Origin of the sequence: Roseateles sp., assembly GCF_047654785.1 — a bacterium.
Taxonomy (GTDB): Bacteria; Pseudomonadota; Gammaproteobacteria; order Burkholderiales; family Burkholderiaceae_C; genus Pelomonas.
The window spans coordinates 884,767-901,618 of the sequence record NZ_JASGKQ010000001.1 but is presented as its reverse complement, the minus strand read 5'-3'; the positions used below and the strand labels follow the sequence as shown (position 1 = coordinate 901,618).

At 72.4% G+C, this 16,852-nt stretch carries 12 protein-coding genes; all 12 read left to right on the top strand.

Annotation, left to right across the window (positions count from 1 at the left end; all coding sequences use genetic code 11):
- Positions 1–44: 44 nt before the first annotated feature.
- The 12 genes from QM788_RS04255 to QM788_RS04200 all read left to right on the top strand — a co-directional run bounded on the left by QM788_RS04255 (position 45) and on the right by QM788_RS04200 (position 16,832).
- Positions 45–3,215 (top strand): putative bifunctional diguanylate cyclase/phosphodiesterase, encoded by a 3,171-nt coding sequence (locus QM788_RS04255; RefSeq protein WP_415660209.1) that lies wholly within the window; start codon positions 45–47, stop codon positions 3,213–3,215.
- Positions 3,216–3,224: 9 nt separating this feature from the next.
- Positions 3,225–5,147 carry a DNA primase gene (locus tag QM788_RS04250; RefSeq protein WP_415660208.1) on the top strand — a complete coding sequence of 641 codons (1,923 nt, stop codon included), beginning with the start codon at positions 3,225–3,227 and terminating at the stop codon, positions 5,145–5,147.
- Between the two features lie 312 nt (positions 5,148–5,459).
- Positions 5,460–7,712, top strand: coding sequence for an RNA polymerase sigma factor RpoD (rpoD, locus tag QM788_RS04245; RefSeq protein WP_415660207.1), 2,253 nt, complete (start codon positions 5,460–5,462; stop codon positions 7,710–7,712).
- Between the two features lie 161 nt (positions 7,713–7,873).
- Complete coding sequence (locus QM788_RS04240) at positions 7,874–8,842, top strand: adenylate/guanylate cyclase domain-containing protein (RefSeq protein ID WP_415660206.1); 969 nt, start codon at positions 7,874–7,876, stop codon at positions 8,840–8,842.
- Positions 8,842–9,858 carry a ferrochelatase gene (gene hemH, locus QM788_RS04235; protein WP_415660205.1) on the top strand — a complete coding sequence of 339 codons (1,017 nt, stop codon included), beginning with the start codon at positions 8,842–8,844 and terminating at the stop codon, positions 9,856–9,858. Before QM788_RS04240 ends, hemH begins: the two co-directional genes overlap by 1 nt.
- 67 nt (positions 9,859–9,925) lie before the next feature.
- Positions 9,926–10,348 (top strand): RNA-binding S4 domain-containing protein, encoded by a 423-nt coding sequence (locus tag QM788_RS04230; protein ID WP_415660204.1) that lies wholly within the window; start codon positions 9,926–9,928, stop codon positions 10,346–10,348.
- A 59-nt stretch (positions 10,349–10,407) separates the two neighbouring features.
- Positions 10,408–10,680, top strand: coding sequence for an antitoxin (locus tag QM788_RS04225; protein WP_415660203.1), 273 nt, complete (start codon positions 10,408–10,410; stop codon positions 10,678–10,680).
- On the top strand, positions 10,677–11,075 hold the full coding sequence (locus QM788_RS04220; RefSeq protein ID WP_415660202.1) for a type II toxin-antitoxin system VapC family toxin: 399 nt from the start codon (positions 10,677–10,679) through the stop codon (positions 11,073–11,075). The genes QM788_RS04225 and QM788_RS04220 overlap by 4 nt, the downstream gene beginning before the upstream one ends.
- A gap of 98 nt (positions 11,076–11,173) precedes the next feature.
- Positions 11,174–11,695, top strand: a complete 522-nt coding sequence (gene grpE, locus QM788_RS04215) for a nucleotide exchange factor GrpE (RefSeq protein ID WP_415660201.1) — start codon at positions 11,174–11,176, stop codon at positions 11,693–11,695.
- Positions 11,696–11,779: 84 nt separating this feature from the next.
- Entirely contained in the window at positions 11,780–13,771 is a 1,992-nt protein-coding gene (gene dnaK, locus QM788_RS04210) for a molecular chaperone DnaK (RefSeq protein ID WP_415660319.1), read from the top strand.
- A 71-nt stretch (positions 13,772–13,842) separates the two neighbouring features.
- Entirely contained in the window at positions 13,843–14,994 is a 1,152-nt protein-coding gene (dnaJ, locus tag QM788_RS04205) for a molecular chaperone DnaJ (RefSeq protein WP_415660200.1), read from the top strand.
- Between the two features lie 146 nt (positions 14,995–15,140).
- On the top strand, positions 15,141–16,832 hold the full coding sequence (locus QM788_RS04200; RefSeq protein WP_415660199.1) for a phosphoethanolamine transferase: 1,692 nt from the start codon (positions 15,141–15,143) through the stop codon (positions 16,830–16,832).
- Positions 16,833–16,852 lie beyond the last annotated feature (20 nt).

The following is a 16,852-nucleotide window of genomic DNA, read 5'->3' as shown; positions in this document are numbered from 1 at the left end:
CGTCCGGCCCCCGCCACCGCGGCGTTCCTGCCGCGGCCTGACCGATGGCGCTGCGCCCCGACGCCGGCGACGCCGCGCGGCCCCGCCGCCCGGCCCTCCAGCCCCCCGATCCCCTCGCCCCGCCGCCGGCCACGCAGCCGCCCGGCCCGCGCCGCATCCGGGCCCGCCGCGGCGGGCGCCGGCTGCGCCATGCCGGCCTGGCCGCGCTGGCCGGCCTGGGTGTCGGCCTCGCCGCCGCCTGGGCGCTGGCGGGCCCGGCGCTGCCGCCGCCGCTGCGCCTGCCGCAGCCCGCCGCCGCCCTGCCGGCCATCGCGCTGTTCATCCCGCTGCTGGTGGCGGCACTCGGGCTGACGACCCTGTGGCGACTCGGCGCCTGGGCGCTGCCGCTGCTGATGGCCGGCCTGCTGCTGGGCGGCCTGGCGCCGCTGCTGCCGGGCGGCGGGTTGGCATCGGCCGGCCTGGCCGGCGCCACCGCGCCGCTGGCCGGCGTGCTGGCGCTGCCGCTGCTGGCGGCGGTGCTGAACCGCACGCTGCTGCGCCGGCTCGGCCTCACCGGCCGGCTCGCCCACTGGCGCGACAGGCTGGGCTTCGCGCTGCTGGCGGGCGCCGCCGCGCCGCTGCTGGCCGGGCTGCTCGCCTTCGGCCTGCTGATGCTGGCCGGGCAGCCGCGCAGCGCCGCCCTCGGCGGCGCGCTGGCGCTGGCCGGCGCCTGGGCGCTGGCGCTGCTGAGCGCGGGCACGGCGCTGCAGGCCAGCTCGCAGCCGCCGCGGCGCGGTGGCCGCTGGGCCGGCCGGCTGCTCGCAGCCGCCGCCGTCGCCGCGCAACTGGCGCTGGCCTGGCGGCCCGAGGCCGACCTGCTGCTGGCGCCGCCGCTGCTGCTGGGCCTGCACGCGCTGCAGGCCGCGCCGCGCCGCAACGCGCGCCTGGGCACCGCGCTGCTGGCGCTGTGGGCGCTGACCGCGCCCGCGTCGCCGGCCGCCTGGGCCAGCGGCGCGGCGCTGGCCGTGCTGCCGCTGTGCATCGTCGCGCTGAGCCGCCGCCAGACCGATGACCACAACGGCTGGCGCCGCGCGCTCGACGCGCAGGGCTTCGCGCTGGCCGAGTGGCGCCTCCCGGACGGCCACCGCCATGCCTCGGCGCGCTGGCTGGCGCTGACCGCGCCCGTGGCCGGGGCCGGCCATGGCGGCGGCGCGCCGCTGGACTGGGTCCACGTGGCCCACCCGCGCGACCGCGGCGCGGTGCGCGCCGCGCTGCGCGAGCTGCTCACCACGCCGGGGCAGGACCAGCTCGGCCTGGCGCTGCGGCTGGCCGCCGACGGCGGCGACTGGCGCTGGCACGAACTGCGCGCCCACGTGCCGCGGCGCGACCGCCGGGGCCGCGCCCGCGGCCTCGTCGCCACGCTGGCCGACGTCAGCTGGCGCCATGCCGCCGAGGAGCGCGAGCGCCTGTCCGCCGCGCTGTTCCGGCAGGCCAGCGAGGGCCTGGCGCTGCTGGACATGCAGTGGCGCGTCGTCGAGGCCAACCCCGCCTACTGCGAGATCCTGCACACCCCGCTGGAGGCGCTGGTGGGCCGCACCGCCGCGCCGCTGGGCGCCGCCAACCTGCAGCGCAGCGGCCACGAGCCGGCGGCGCTGCATGCGCGGCTGAGCGCTGGCCAGGCCTGGGACGGCGAGCTGCATGCCGAGCTGGACGACGGCGGCCGGCACGTGTTCGCCGCCCGCCTCAGCCCGGTGCCCGAGCCGGACGGCGTCGCGCCGCGCTGGCGGCTGCTGAGCGTGACGGACCTGGGCGAGCAGCGGCGCCAGCAGGAACTGCTGCAGCGCAGCCTGCGCTTCGACGCCGCCACCGGCCTGCCCAACCGCGACGAGTTCATGCGGCTGCTGCGGCAGTCCCTCGCCGCCGCCAGCCGCGACGGCTGCCGGCTGGTCGTGGCCATCGTCGACCTGGACGACTTCGCCGGCGTCAACGCCGCGCACGGCCCGGCGGTGGCCGACGCCGTGCTGCGGCAGCTCGGCAGCCGGCTGCAGGCCACGCTGCGCGGCGCGCGCGGCGCCTGGCCCGACGCGACCGACCACCTCGCCCGGCTGCACGGCGACGAGTTCGCGGTGCTGATGCGCGTGCAGACGCCCGAGGAGGCGCAGCGCGCCACCGCGCGGCTGCTGGCCGTGCTGTCCATGCCGGTGGCGCTGCGCGAGAGCCGCGTCGGCGACGGCCTGGTGCTGGAGATCGGCGCCAGCATCGGCGCCACGCTCTACCCGCAGGACGAGGCCGACCCCGAGACCCTGCTGCGCCACGCCGGCCATGCGCTGTACCGGGCCAAGGGCGCGCGGCGCGGCAGCGCGCAGTTCCACGACCCGGCGCTGGCCCCGCGCGACGAGGCCGACCTGATCGCGCTGGCCCGCCTGCAGCGCGCGCTGGACGGCGGCGAGCTGCTGCTGCACTACCAGCCGCAGATCGACCTGCGCACCGGCCAGGTGGCCGGCGTGGAGGCGCTGCTGCGCTGGCAGCACCCGGAGCGCGGCCTGCTGACGCCGGCGCACTTCCTGCCGGCGATGGCCGGCAGCGGCCTGGCGGTGCAGGTGGGCGACTGGGTCATCGAGGAGGCGCTGGGGCAGGCGGCCGCCTGGCGGCGCCGCGGCATCGACGGCGGGAACGGCCACGGCCTGCCGGTCAGCGTCAACGTCGGCGCCCGCCAGCTGCGCCGGCCGGACTTCCCGCAGCGGCTGCAAGAGCTGCTGCAGCGCCAGCCGCCCGAGGTGGCCCGGCTGCTGCAGCTGGACCTGCCGGAGGCCGACGCGCTGGCCGAGACCGACGCCGCGCAGGCCCTGATCCAGCGCTGCCAGGCGCTGGGCGTGGGCGTCGCGCTGGACGACTTCGGCGCCGGCTACTCGCGGCTGGCGGCGCTGAAGCAGCTCAGCGTCGACACCCTCAAGCTCGACCGCAGCTATGTGCAGGGCATGCTGGGCGACGCGCGCGACCTGTCGCTGGTGGAGAGCGTCATCGGCCTGGCGCGCAACATCGGCTGCGCCGTGCTGGCCAAGGGCGTGGAAAGCCGCGCCCACGCCCGCGAGCTGCTGCGCCTGGGCTGCCGGCTGGGCCAGGGCCACGGCATCGCCGCCGCCATGCCGCCCGACGCGCTGGCGGACTGGCTGGCCGGGCCCGCGCGGCGCGACTGGGCGGCCCGGCTGCAGGCCCGCGCGCCCGCCCCTCCTTAAACTGCCGGCGTGATCCCGCCCGGCTTCATCCACGACCTGCTGGCCCGCGTCGACATCGTCGACGTGGTGGGCCGCCACGTGGACCTGAAGAAGGCCGGCATCAACCACAAGGGCCTGTGCCCCTTCCACGGCGAGAAATCGCCCAGCTTCATCGTCAGCCCGAGCCGCCAGACCTACCACTGCTTCGGCTGCGGCGTGCACGGCAACGCGATCGGCTTCCTGATGGAGCACACCGGCGCCGGCTTCATCGAGGCCGTGGAAGACCTGGCCCAGCAGGTCGGCATGGTGGTGCCGCAGGACGAGCGCAGCCCCGAGCAGCGCGAGCGCGCCAAGGCCGAGAAGGCCCGCCAGCAGAGCCTGACCGACGTGCTGGCCCGCGCGGCGGACTTCTACAAGGCGCAGCTGCGCAAATCCGAGCGCGCCGTCGCCTACCTGAAGGGCCGCGGCCTGACCGGCCAGATCGCCGCGCGCTTCGGCCTGGGCTATGCGCCCGAGGGCTGGCGCGCGCTGGCCAGCGGCTTCCCGGCCTACGACGACCCGCAGCTGGTCGAGGCCGGCCTCGTCATCACGCCGGACGCCGAGCCCGGCGAGGACGGGCGGCACGCGCCGGGCACCGGGCCGCACCCCGCCGACGGCCGGGGGGCGAAAAGGTATGACCGCTTCCGCGACCGCGTGATGTTCCCCATCCGCAGCGTGCAGGGCGAGGTGATCGGCTTCGGCGGCCGCGTGCTGGACCGGGGCGAGCCCAAGTACCTGAACTCGCCCGAGACGCCGGTGTTCGTCAAGGGCCGCGAGCTGTACGGCCTGTTCGAGGCCCGCCAGGCGATGCGCCAGCGCGGCCATGCGCTGGTCGTGGAGGGCTACATGGACGTCGTCGCGCTGGCCCAGCACGGCTTCGGCAACGCGGTGGCCACGCTGGGCACGGCCTGCACGGCCGAGCATGTACACAAGCTGTTCCGCTTCACCGAGTCGGTGGTGTTCAGCTTCGACGGCGACGCCGCCGGCCGCCGCGCCGCCGCCCGCGCGCTGGAGGCCGCCCTGCCCCATGCCACCGAGACGCGCACCGTGCGCTTCCTGTTCCTGCCGCCCGAGCACGACCCCGACTCCTATGTCCGCGCGCTCGGCGCCGAGGCCTTCGAGCGCTGCATCGACGGCGCCGTGCCGCTGTCGCGCCAGCTGATCGCCGTGGCCGGCGACGGCTGCGACCTCGGCACGCCGGAAGGCCGCGCCCGCATGCTCAACCAGGCCCGCCCGCTGTGGAGCCTGCTGCCGGACGGCCTGCTGCGCCGCCAACTGCTGGGCGAGATCGCCCGCCAGGGGCAGATGCCCGAGGCGGAGCTGCAAGCGCTGTGGCTGGGCGAGCCGGCGGGCGCCGCGCCGCCCGCCGAGGCCCCGGCCGACCGGCCGCGCTGGCAGCCCCGGACGGCCTGGAAGCCCAAAGGGGAATGGCAGGACTGGAAGCGCCGCGGCCGCGACGACGGCCCCCGCCCCGCCGGCCCGCGCACGGCGCCGCCGACGCCCACCGACCACGCCGTCCGCCTGCTGCTGCAGCACAGCGCGCTGTGGGAGACGCTGGCCGACGAGGACCGCGGCCTGCTGCACGACCTGCCCGGCACGCACGGCGACCTGGTCCACTGGCTGGAGCGCCACCTCACCCACCATGGCGCCAGCCCCTGGGCCGTGGTGCAGGCCGGGCTGGCGGCGGACGGCTTCGCCGACGCCGTGCAGCGCCTGGTGCGGCCGACGCAGGGCCTGGGCATCGAGGAGGACGACCCCGCCGGCGACCTGGCCCGCGCCATCGCCGCGCTGCACAGCCGCGCGCCCACGGCGCTGCCGGACGGCAACGGCGCCACCGACGACGAGCGCCGCCGCGCGCTGGAGGCGCTGGCCCGGCTGCGCGAGCGCCATGGCGTGCCGCCGGGGCGGCTTTGACCTGCGGGTCGATCTGGTAGACAATCCGCCGTTTTCCGCGCGCGTCAACAAGAGTGACGGCAGAGCGATGCCGGGCCCGGCCACCCTGCGACACAGGGCAACCGCACAGGTTTTGAAGGCCACCACATCCGCCACCTCTGCACGCCAAACGATCACGCCAGCTTGTTCGCGCCACGCCGGGGTCCCTCACCGAAACCCTGGCGACGAAAGCCACCGCCACCACGCCCCGCCGGCCTTGACGACCGGCCCGGGCCGGTCGCGGTGGCTGCTGCATTTCCGAATTGACCCGCGCAACCCCCTCGAAGGACCTGCATGACCGCCAAGAAGACCGCGACCAAGGCCAGCCCCGCCGCCGCCGAAGAGCCCAAGAAGAAGCCGGCCGCCAAGGCCGCGGCCGAAGCGCCCGCCAAGACCGCCAAGGCGGCGGCAGCCAAGCCGGCCGCCAAGACGGCCAAGGCCGCCGAGGACGACAAGCCCAAGCGCGGCCGCAAGCCCAAGGCGGAAACCACGCCCAAGAAGGCCGGCAAGAAGGACGCCGAGGACGACGAGGACTTCTCCGACATCGACGCCGAGATCGAGGGCGAGGAGCCGGAAGCGGAAGAGCCGGCGGCGGCGGCAGCGACCACGGAAGAGGTCGTCAAGGCCAAGCCGCTGCGCATGAAGGTCAGCCGCGCCAAGGAACGCGCGCTGATGCGCGAGTTCGGCCTGGAAGAAACGGCGCTGACCGAGGAGGAGGCCCTCAAGCGCCGCACCGAGCTGAAGACCCTGATCAAGATGGGCAAGACGCGTGGCTTCCTGACGCACCAGGAAATCAACGACCACCTGCCCGAGAAGCTGGTCAGCGAGGAAATCCTCGAGGCCATCATCTCCATGCTCAACGACATGGGCATCGCGGTCTACGAGCAGGCGCCCGACGCCGCGACGCTGCTGATCCAGGGCAACACGACGGCCACGTCCACCGAGGAAGAGGCCGAGGAAGCCGCCGAGGCCGCGCTGTCCACCGTGGACTCCGAGTTCGGCCGCACGACCGACCCGGTGCGCATGTACATGCGCGAGATGGGCACGGTCGAGCTGCTGACCCGTGAAGGCGAGATCGAGATCGCCAAGCGCATCGAAGGCGGCCTGCAGGCCATGATGCTGGCGATCTCGGCTTCGCCGACGACCATCGCCCACATCCTCGAGTACGCGACCAAGATCCGCGCCGGCGAGATGCAGATCTCCGACGTGGTGGACGGCTTCGTCGCCGAGGACGAGGCCGACGACTACGTGGCCGAGGAAGACTTCGACGAGTTCGACGAGGAAGACGACGACGACGGCAACGGCGGCTCCAAGGCGCTGACCAAGAAGCTCGAAGAGCTGAAGAACGCCGCGCTGGTGAAGCTGGACTCGATGAGCACCAGCTTCGACAAGATGCGCAAGGCGTTCGAGAAGGAGGGCTACAAGTCGCCCGCCTACAACAAGGCGCAGCAGGCCATCAGCGGCGAGCTGATGACGATCCGCTTCACGGTCAAGACCATCGAGAAGCTGTGCGACATCCTGCGCAGCCAGGTGGACGACGTGCGCCGCTACGAGCGCGAGCTGCGCAAGATCGTCGTCGACAAGTGCGGCATGCCGCAGGAACACTTCATCAAGACCTTCCCGCCGAACGCCCTGAACCTGAAGTGGGCCGAGAAGGAAGTGGCGGCCGGCAAGCACTACAGCGCCATCCTGAGCCGCAACCTGCCGCCGGTGCAGGAGCTGCAGCAGAAGCTGATCGACATCCAGGCCAAGGCCGTCGTGCCGCTGGACGACCTCAAGGACATCAACAAGAAGATGAACGAGGGCGAGAAGGCCTCTCGTGACGCGAAGAAGGAAATGATCGAGGCCAACCTGCGCCTGGTGATCTCCATCGCGAAGAAGTACACCAACCGCGGCCTGCAGTTCCTCGACCTGATCCAGGAAGGCAACATCGGCCTGATGAAGGCGGTGGACAAGTTCGAGTACCGCCGCGGCTACAAGTTCTCGACCTATGCGACCTGGTGGATCCGCCAGGCCATCACGCGCTCGATCGCCGACCAGGCGCGCACCATCCGCATCCCGGTGCACATGATCGAGACGATCAACAAGATGAACCGCATCTCGCGCCAGCACCTGCAGGAGTTCGGCTACGAGCCGGACGCGCCGACGCTGGCCGAGAAGATGGAGATCCCCGAGGACAAGATCCGCAAGATCATGAAGATCGCCAAGGAGCCGATCTCCATGGAAACGCCGATCGGCGACGACGACGACAGCCACCTGGGCGACTTCATCGAGGACACCAACAACACCGCGCCCATCGAGGCGGCAATGCAGGCCGGCCTGCGCGACGTGGTGAAGGACATCCTCGACTCGCTGACCCCGCGCGAGGCCAAGGTGCTGCGCATGCGCTTCGGCATCGAGATGCAGAGCGACCACACGCTGGAGGAAGTGGGCAAGCAGTTCGACGTGACGCGCGAACGCATCCGCCAGATCGAGGCCAAGGCGATCCGCAAGCTCAAGCACCCGAGCCGCAGCGACAAACTCCGCACGTACCTGGACAACCTGTAAAGGTTGGCCGGGGACGTGGCCGCCGCCAGGCGGTGCGGGCTGCCTGCAGGCCGCACGGAGTTTGCGCCCCGACTTGCGCAGCAAGGCGGGGCACAAACGGCGGACAAGACGGTGATGAAGGCCGGCCCTGCCGGCCTTTTTCACGCCCTTAAACTTCTGCCATGACCGCGATCCGCGAGCGCACCGTCCTCTTCGCTGACCTGCGTGGCAGCACCGGGCTGTACGAGGCCCTCGGCAACGCCGAGGCCAGCGCCATGGTCACGCAGACCGTGGGACAGGTCAGCGAAGCCGTGCTGGAAAGCGGCGGCCACCTGATCAAGACGCTGGGCGACGGCCTGATGGCCGCGTTCGAGACGCCGCGCGACGGCGTGCGCGCCGCCCAGCGCATGCAGGACATGCTGGAGCGCACCGTGCAGCGCGCGCGGCGGCAGAACCACCCGGCGCTGCTGGCGCTGCGGCTGCAGGTCGGGCTGGCGCGCGGCGAGGTGGTGGAGCTCAACGGCGACTGCTTCGGCGACGCGGTCAACGTGGCCGCCCGCCTCATCGACCATGCCGGCGACGGCGAGACCCTGATCACCGACGAGGTGCTCGCCGGCCTGCACCACGCCTCCAAGGGCCGCTTCCGCAGCCTGGACCGCATCTCGGTGCGCGGCCGCGCGGAGCCGGTGCACGTCTACCGCCTGGACGCCGCGCCGCTGCCCGGCGCCGACGCGGCCGCGACGCAGTTCGGCGAGCCCATGCGCTCCATCGAGCCCGACGGCATGCGCCTGATCTGGCAGGACCTGGACCGCGTGTTCGACATCGGCGCCATGCCCATCGTGCTGGGGCGCAGCGTGCAGGCCACCTACTGCATCACCGACGCGCGCGTGTCGCGCTCGCACGCCCGCATCGACCGGCAGGGCAGCAGCTTCCAGCTGACCGACCTGTCCTACAACGGCACCTACGTGCGCTTCGGCGATTCCGGCGAACTGCTCAGCCTCAAACGCGGCAGCTGCACGCTGCACGGCAGCGGCGTCATCGGCCTGGGCGGCCCGCCCAGCGACGAACAGTCGCCCATCGTGCGCTTCGAGGTGCTCCACTTCGCTGACACCGAGCCGCAGTGCTTCGGCGGCCCGCGCTCCCGCCGTTGATGAGCCTCGCCCCCGAACCGCCGCCGCGCGCGGCCCCCGAAACCGCCGTGCTGCTGTGCAACCTCGGCAGCCCCGACGCGCCCACCGCCCCGGCGCTGCGCCGCTACCTGGCCCAGTTCCTGGCCGACCCGCGCGTCGTCGAGATCCCCCGGCTCGCCTGGGCACCGATCCTGCACGGCATCATCCTGCGCGTGCGGCCGGCCCGGTCGGCCGCCAAGTACGCCACCGTCTGGACGCCCGAGGGCTCGCCGCTGAAGCTGTGGACGGACCGGCAGGCCCGGCTGCTGCAGGGCCTGCTCGGCGAGCGCGGCCTGCGCGTGCGGGTGGCCGTGGCGATGCGCTATGGCGAGCCCGCCATCCGCCAGACGCTGGACGCGCTGCAGCGCGACGGCGTGCGCCGCGTGCTGGTGCTGCCGGCCTACCCGCAGTACTCGGGCGCGACGACGGCCAGCGTCATCGACGACGTGGCCCGCTGGGCGCTGCGCACCCGCCACCTGCCCGAGCTGCGCTTCGTCAACCGCTACCACGATGACGCCGGCTACATCGCCGCGCTCGCCCAGACCGTGCGCGAGCACTGGCAGCGCGAGGGCCGCGGCGAGAAGCTGGTCATGAGCTTCCACGGCATGCCCGAGCGCACGCAGCGCCTGGGCGACCCCTACCACGGCGAATGCCTGGCCACCGGCCGCCTGCTGGCCGACGCACTGGGGCTGAAGGACGGCGAATGGCTGCTGACCTTCCAGAGCCGCTTCGGCAAGGCCCGGTGGCTGCAGCCCTACACCGAGCCCAGCCTCGTGCAGCTGGCGCAGGGCGGCCTCCAGTCCGTCGATGTCGTCTGCCCCGGCTTCGCGGCCGACTGCCTGGAGACGCTGGAGGAGATCGCCCAGGAGGCGCGCGACGCCTTCCTGCGCGCGGGCGGCCGGCGCTTCGGCTACATCCCCTGCCTGAACGACCACCCGGCCCACATCCGCGCGCTGGCGGCGCTGGCGCAGGCCCACCTGCAGGGCTGGCCGGCATGAGCCCCCCTGTGCCACACCCGCGCGGTTGCAAGCACGGCTTGCCGGCCACCAGCCCAAGGGGGCGCCCATGAGCCAGGCCCCCGCCGGCATGCGCCTGGACAAATGGCTCTGGGCCGCGCGCTTCTACAAGACGCGCGCGCTGGCCGTGGACGAGATCAACCTCGGCCGCGTGCGCATCGGCGGCGTGCCGGTCAAGCCGGCGCGGGACGTGAAGCCGGGCGACGTGCTGAGCCTGCGCATCGGCGCGGTGACGCGCGAGGTGGAGGTCAAGGGCCTGTCCCACCAGCGCGGGCCGGCGCCGCAGGCGCAGTTGCTGTACGCCGAGACGGCGGCCAGCATCACCGCCCGCGAGGCCGCTGCCGAGGCGCGCCGGCTGGCGCCCGAGCCGGCCGCGACCATCGCGCAGGGCCGGCCGACCAAGCAGGACCGCCGCCGCCTGACCGCGTGGGACCGCTGGTCGGCGTCGCTGGACGACACCGACGGCGATTGATGCCCGGGTGGGGCGCCGGAGTTGGCATATACAATTTGCATATGTCACCGGAGCCCGCCATGCCCACGCCCTCCAGCACCTCCCGCCCGCGCGAAGCCAAGCTGTTCCGCAACAACCGCAGCCAGGCGGTGCGCATCCCCGCCGAGTTCGAGCTGCAGGGAGACCGGGTGCTGATCCACCGCGAGGGCGGCCGCCTCATCATCGAGCCGGTCACCGGGCCCCGCGACATCGTCGAACTGCTGGCCGCCTGGCGCCAGGAAGCGCCGCTGCCGCCCGAGGACCACCTCCCGGCCATCGCCGACACGCCCGCCCGGCCGGAGGACATCTTTTGAGCCGCTACCTGCTGGACACCAACATCCTCAGCGACCTGATCCGCAACCCGGACGGCGCGGCGGCGCGGCACGTCGAGCAGGTCGGCGCCCGGGAGGTCTGCACCAGCATCATCGTGGCGGCGGAACTGCGCTACGGCTGCGCCAAGAAGGGCTCGCCCCGGCTGCAGGCCAAGGTCGACGGGGTGCTGGCGGCGATCCCCGTGCTGCCGCTGGACCTGCCGGCCGACTGCGCCTACGGCGGCATCCGCGCGGACCTGGAGGCGGCGGGCCAGCCCATCGGCCTCAACGACCTGCTGATCGCCGCCCATGCCCGCGCGCTGGGCCTGACGCTGGTGACGGACAACATGCGCGAGTTCGGCCGCATCCCCGGCCTGGCGGTGGAGAACTGGCTGTAGCCCAGGCACCGGCGCGGCCTGCAACATTCGCTGCAAATCCCCCTCTTGAAACCAGGGCATCGCGCCCCATCTCGGGCGCGAACCCGCTTTTTCATGCCATGACGACCGAACATCCCCTGCCCGAAGACGCGGCCGCCGCCCCCGAGCCCACGGCCGCCGAACTGAACCCCGAGATCAAGATCGCCGAGCTGGAAGGCCGGCTGGCCGAGATGAGCGACGCCTACCTGCGCGCCAAGGCCGAGGTGGAGAACACCCGCCGCCGCGCCGAGGAGGACCTCGCCAAGGCCCGCAAGTTCGCCGTGGAAAGCTTCGCCGAGGCCATGCTGCCGGTGATGGACAGCCTGGACGGCGCCATCGCCACGCCGGGCGCCGCCGTCGAAGTGGTGCTGGAAGGCGTGCACGCCACGCGCCGCCAGCTCGCCAGCGCGCTGGAGCGCAACAAGGTCGTCGAGATCAACCCGGCCGCCGCCGCGAAGTTCGACCCGCACCAGCACCAGGCCATCTCCGTGGTGCCGGCGGACCAGGAGGCCAACACCGTGGTCACGGTGCTGCAAAAGGGCTTCCTGATCGCCGACCGCGTGCTGCGCCCGGCGCTCGTGACGGTCGCCGCGCCTCGCTGACGGCCTGGGGGCAGGCCTGGGCGCGCAGCGACAGGCCCCGTCCGCACTGATTCACAGCCCGCGCCCCTTGAAGGCGGCCGGGTTATCCACAGATTCGAAGCATCCAAGCATTCACCAGGAGCAACACAAATGGGAAAGATCATCGGCATTGACCTCGGCACCACGAACTCGTGCGTCGCGGTCATGGAGGGCAACACGACCCGCGTGATCGAGAACGCCGAGGGCGCGCGCACCACGCCGTCCATCATTGCCTACCAGGAGGACGGCGAGATCCTCGTCGGCGCCTCGGCCAAGCGCCAGTCGGTCACCAACCCCAAGAACACGCTGTACGCGGTGAAGCGCCTGATCGGCCGCAAGTTCACCGAGAAGGAAGTGCAGAAGGACATCGACCTGATGCCCTACACCATCGCGCCCGCCGACAACGGCGACGCCTGGGTGGAAGTGCGCGGCAAGAAGTTCGCGCCGCCGCAGGTCAGCGCCGAGGTGCTGCGCAAGATGAAGAAAACCGCCGAGGACTACCTCGGCGAGGAAGTGACCGAGGCCGTCATCACGGTGCCGGCCTACTTCAACGACGCGCAGCGCCAGGCCACCAAGGACGCCGGCCGCATCGCCGGCCTGGACGTCAAGCGCATCATCAACGAGCCCACCGCCGCGGCGCTGGCCTTCGGCCTGGACAAGCACGGCAAGGGCGACCGCAAGATCGCCGTCTATGACCTCGGCGGCGGCACCTTCGACGTGTCCATCATCGAGATCGCCGACGTGGACGGCGAGAAGCAGTTCGAGGTGCTGTCCACCAACGGCGACACCTTCCTCGGCGGCGAGGACTTCGACCAGCGCGTCATCGACTACATCGTCACCGAGTTCAAGAAGGAACAGGGCGTCGACCTGACCAAGGACGTGCTGGCGCTGCAGCGCCTGAAGGAAGCCGCCGAGAAGGCCAAGATCGAGCTGTCCAACTCGTCGCAGACCGACGTCAACCTGCCCTACATCACGGCGGACGCGTCCGGCCCGAAGCACCTGAACGTCAAGCTGACCCGCGCCAAGCTGGAGTCGCTGGTCGATGAGCTGATCGAGCGCACCATCGCGCCCTGTCGCACCGCCATCAAGGATGCCGGCGTGTCGGTCGCCGACATCGACGACGTGATCCTGGTCGGCGGCATGAGCCGCATGCCCAAGGTGCAGGAGAAGGTCAAGGAGTTCTTCGGCAAGGAGCCGCGCAAGGACGTGAACCCGGACGAGGCCGTCGCCGTCGGCGCCGCCATCCAGGGCCAGGTGCTGGGCGGCGAGCGCAAGGACGTGCTGCTGCTGGACGTCACCCCGCTGTCGCTCGGCATCGAGACGCTCGGCGGCGTGATGACCAAGATGATCAAGAAGAACACGACCATCCCGACCAAGTTCTCGCAGACCTTCTCGACGGCCGACGACAACCAGCCGGCCGTGACGATCAAGGTCTACCAGGGCGAGCGCGAGCTGGCGCAGGCCAACAAGTCGCTGGGCGAGTTCAACCTCGAAGGCATCCCGCCGGCGCCGCGCGGCGTGCCGCAGATCGAGGTCAGCTTCGACATCGACGCCAACGGCATCCTGCACGTCGGCGCCAAGGACAAGGGCACCGGCAAGGAGAACAAGATCACCATCAAGGCGAACTCGGGCCTGTCCGAGGCCGAGATCGAGAAGATGGTGAAGGACGCCGAGGCCAACGCCGCCGAGGACAAGAAGAAGGTCGAGCTGGTGCAGGCCCGCAACCAGGCCGACGGCCTGGTCCACAGCGTGCGCAAGTCCCTGGCCGAGCATGGCGACAAGCTCGACGCCGGCGAGAAGGACAAGATCGAGGCCGCCGCCAAGGAGCTGGAAGAAGCCATCAAGGGCGACGACCAGGCCGCGATCGAGGCCAAGACCGAGGCGCTGATGACCGCCAGCCAGAAGCTCGGCGAGAAGCTCTACGCCGACCAGCAGGCCGCCGGCGCGGCCGCCGCCGGTGCTGCCGAGCAGCCCCAGGCGGCGCCGCAGGCCGATGCCCGCCCGGCCGACGACAACGTCGTGGACGCCGAGTTCAAGGAAGTCAAGGACGGCAAGTAAGCCCCCGATGACGACGGCCCGGGAGCGCCCCTGACGACGCCCCGGGCCTTTGCTGTTTGAAGAGAACGAGCATGGCTTCCAAGCGCGATTACTACGAAGTCCTCGGCGTCGCCAAGAACGCGAGCGAGGACGACATCAAGAAGGCCTACCGCAAGCTGGCCATGAAGTACCACCCCGACCGCAACCAGGGCGACGGGGCCAAGGCCGCCGAGGAGAAGTTCAAGGAGGCCAAGGAGGCCTACGAGATGCTCACCGACGCGCAGAAGCGCGCGGCCTACGACCAGTACGGCCATGCCGGCGTGGACCCCAACATGGGCGCCGGCCGCGGCGGCGCGGGCGCGGAAGGCTTCGGCGGCTTCGCCGAGGCCTTCGGCGACATCTTCGGCGACATCTTCGGCGGCCAGGGCGGCCGGCGCGGCGGCCAGGGCGGCCAGCAGGTCTACCGCGGCAGCGACCTCAGCTATGCGATGGAGATCACGCTGGAGGAAGCCGCGCGCGGCAAGGAAACGCAAATCCGCATCCCCAGCTGGGAGAGCTGCGAGAGCTGCGGCGGCTCGGGCGCCAAGCCCGGCACCAGCGCCAAGAACTGCGGCTCCTGCGGCGGCTCCGGCACGGTGCACATGCGCCAGGGCTTCTTCAGCATCCAGCAGACCTGCCCGCACTGCCACGGCAGCGGCAAGATCATTCCCGACCCCTGCACCAGCTGCAACGGCCAGGGCAAGGTCAAGAAGCAGAAGACGCTGGAGGTCAAGATCCCGGCCGGCATCAACGAGGGCATGCGCATCCGCTCGGCGGGCAACGGCGAGCCCGGCGTGAACGGCGGCCCGGCGGGCGACCTCTACATCGAGATCCGCATCAAGCCGCACGACATCTTCGAACGCGACGGCGACGACCTGCATTGCACGATGCCGGTGTCCCTGGTCACCGCCGCGCTGGGCGGCAGCATCGAGGTGCCGACGCTGGGCGGCAAGGCCGAGATCGAACTGCCCGAGGGCACGCAGCACGGCAAGACCTTCCGCCTGCGCGGCAAGGGCATCAAGGGCGTGCGCAGCAGCTACCCCGGCGACCTGTACTGCCACATCGCCGTGGAGACGCCGGTGAAGCTCACCGAGCACCAGCGCAAACTGCTCAAGGAGCTGGACGACTCGCTGAAGAAGGGCGGCGAGAAGCACTCGCCGAACGCCAAGACCTGGACGGACCGGGTCAAGGACTTGTTCAAGTAAGGCCCGCCCCCGGCCGATGCAGCCGCAGCGCCCGACAGGGCCTGCGGCTTTTTTCATCCCCGGGACGACATGGGCGGCGGCACCAGCTTCAGCCTCGCTTCAGCCACCACGGCAAGGATGCCGGGCCGCTTCCCCGCCCGCTGTCCATGTCCCCGTTCAAACGCCTGCGGGCCTGGTTCCGGCCCGACGCCTCGCGGCCCCTGACCCAGGTGTGGCTGGCCTCGCTGTGGATGGCCGTGCTGGCCAACTGGCCGCTGTGGCGGCAGCTGCAGTCGCTGCCCGACAACACCGGCGCACACGCCGTCGCCTTCACCGCCGCGTTCATCGGCATGGTCGCCGCCGCCACCGGCGCAGTGCTGAGCCTGCTGGCCTGGCCGCGGCTGGTGACGGCGGTGCTCGTCGTGCTGCTGCTGGGCGCCGCCGCGCTGGCGCACTTCATCGGCAGCTACGGCATCGTGTTCGACCCGGGCATGGTGACGAACCTGGTGCAGACCGACGTGCGCGAGACGCGTGACCTGCTCGGCTGGCGGCTGCTGCTGAGCGTGCTGCTGCTGGGCGCCCTGCCCGCCGCGTGGCTGCTGCGCCGGCCCAAGGCGCCGCCGCAGCCGGTGCTCGGGCGGCTGGCCGGTAACCTGGGCGCCTGCGTACTGGGGCTGGGGGCGGTGGTGCTGCTCGCGCTGCCGGTGTTCGCGCAGCTGTCGTCGACGATGCGCACGCACAAGTCGCTGCGCTACATGGTCACGCCGCTGAACGCGGTGTACTCGCTGGGCGCCGCCGCGGCACGCAGTCAGGCGGCCGTGCCCGCCGGGCCGCCGGCCGTCATCGGCGCCGATGCGCGCCTGCTGCCGCGCGCCGCCGGCGCCAGGCCGCCGCTGCTGCTGCTGGTCGTGGGCGAGACCGCGCGCGCCATGAACTTCAGCCTCAACGGCTATGCGCGGCCCACCAACCCCGAGCTGACCGCGCTGCCGCCGGCCGAGCTGACCAGCCTGCGCGACGTGCGCTCCTGCGGCACGGCCACCGCCGCCTCGCTGCCCTGCATGTTCTCGCCGCTGGGCCGCGCGGCCTTCGTGGACCTGAAGGCGCCGCAGCAGAACCTGCTGGACGTGCTGCAGCGCGCCGGCCTGGCCGTGCTGTGGCTGGACAACCAGAGCGGCTGCAAGGGCCTGTGCGAGCGCGTGCCCCACGCCTTCACGGCGCAGCTGCCCGCGGGCGCCGCGCCGCTGCCGCCGGGGCTGTGCGACGGCGAGGAATGCCTCGACGAGGCGCTGCTGCACGGCCTGGACCAGCGCCTCGCCGCGCTGGACCCGCAGCGGCTGGCGCGCGGCCTGGTGCTGGTCATGCACCAGATGGGCAGCCACGGCCCGGCCTACTTCAAGCGCTCGCCGCCCGACCTGAAGCCCTTCCAGCCCGAGTGCCGCAGCAACGCGCTGCAGCAGTGCCCGCGCGAGCAGGTCGTCAACGCCTACGACAACAGCATCGCCGCCACCGACCGCCTGCTGGCGCGCAGCGTCGCCTGGCTGCGCGGGCAGCAGGCCCGCTTCGACCCCGGCCTGCTCTACGTGTCGGACCACGGCGAGTCGCTCGGCGAAAACGGCCTGTACCTGCACGGCATGCCCTACGCCATCGCCCCGCGCGAGCAGACCCACGTGCCCATGATCCTGTGGATGCCCGAGGGCGGCGCGCTGGCCGCGTCGCTGAAGCCCGGCTGCGTGGCCGGGCTGCGCGACCGGCCGGCGTCGCACGACCAGCTCTTCCACACGGTGATGGGCTGGGTGGGCGCGCGGGCGGACGTCTACCGGCCCGCGTGGGACCTGCTGGCCGCCTGCCGCAACCCATGAGCCCGCCGGGCGCCGCGAGC

Excerpts from the sequence above, each read along its gene's own strand:
- hemH (WP_415660205.1), top strand. The coding sequence starts at position 8,842 with ATGAGCCTCGCCCCCGAACCGCCGCCGCGCGCGGCCCCCGAAACCGCC.
- dnaJ (WP_415660200.1), top strand. The coding sequence starts at position 13,843 with ATGGCTTCCAAGCGCGATTACTACGAAGTCCTCGGCGTCGCCAAGAAC.
- rpoD (WP_415660207.1), top strand. The coding sequence starts at position 5,460 with ATGACCGCCAAGAAGACCGCGACCAAGGCCAGCCCCGCCGCCGCCGAA.
- QM788_RS04240 (WP_415660206.1), top strand. The coding sequence starts at position 7,874 with ATGACCGCGATCCGCGAGCGCACCGTCCTCTTCGCTGACCTGCGTGGC.
- QM788_RS04225 (WP_415660203.1), top strand. The coding sequence starts at position 10,408 with ATGCCCACGCCCTCCAGCACCTCCCGCCCGCGCGAAGCCAAGCTGTTC.
- QM788_RS04255 (WP_415660209.1), top strand. The coding sequence starts at position 45 with ATGGCGCTGCGCCCCGACGCCGGCGACGCCGCGCGGCCCCGCCGCCCG.
- QM788_RS04230 (WP_415660204.1), top strand. The coding sequence starts at position 9,926 with ATGAGCCAGGCCCCCGCCGGCATGCGCCTGGACAAATGGCTCTGGGCC.
- QM788_RS04200 (WP_415660199.1), top strand. The coding sequence starts at position 15,141 with ATGTCCCCGTTCAAACGCCTGCGGGCCTGGTTCCGGCCCGACGCCTCG.
- grpE (WP_415660201.1), top strand. The coding sequence starts at position 11,174 with ATGACGACCGAACATCCCCTGCCCGAAGACGCGGCCGCCGCCCCCGAG.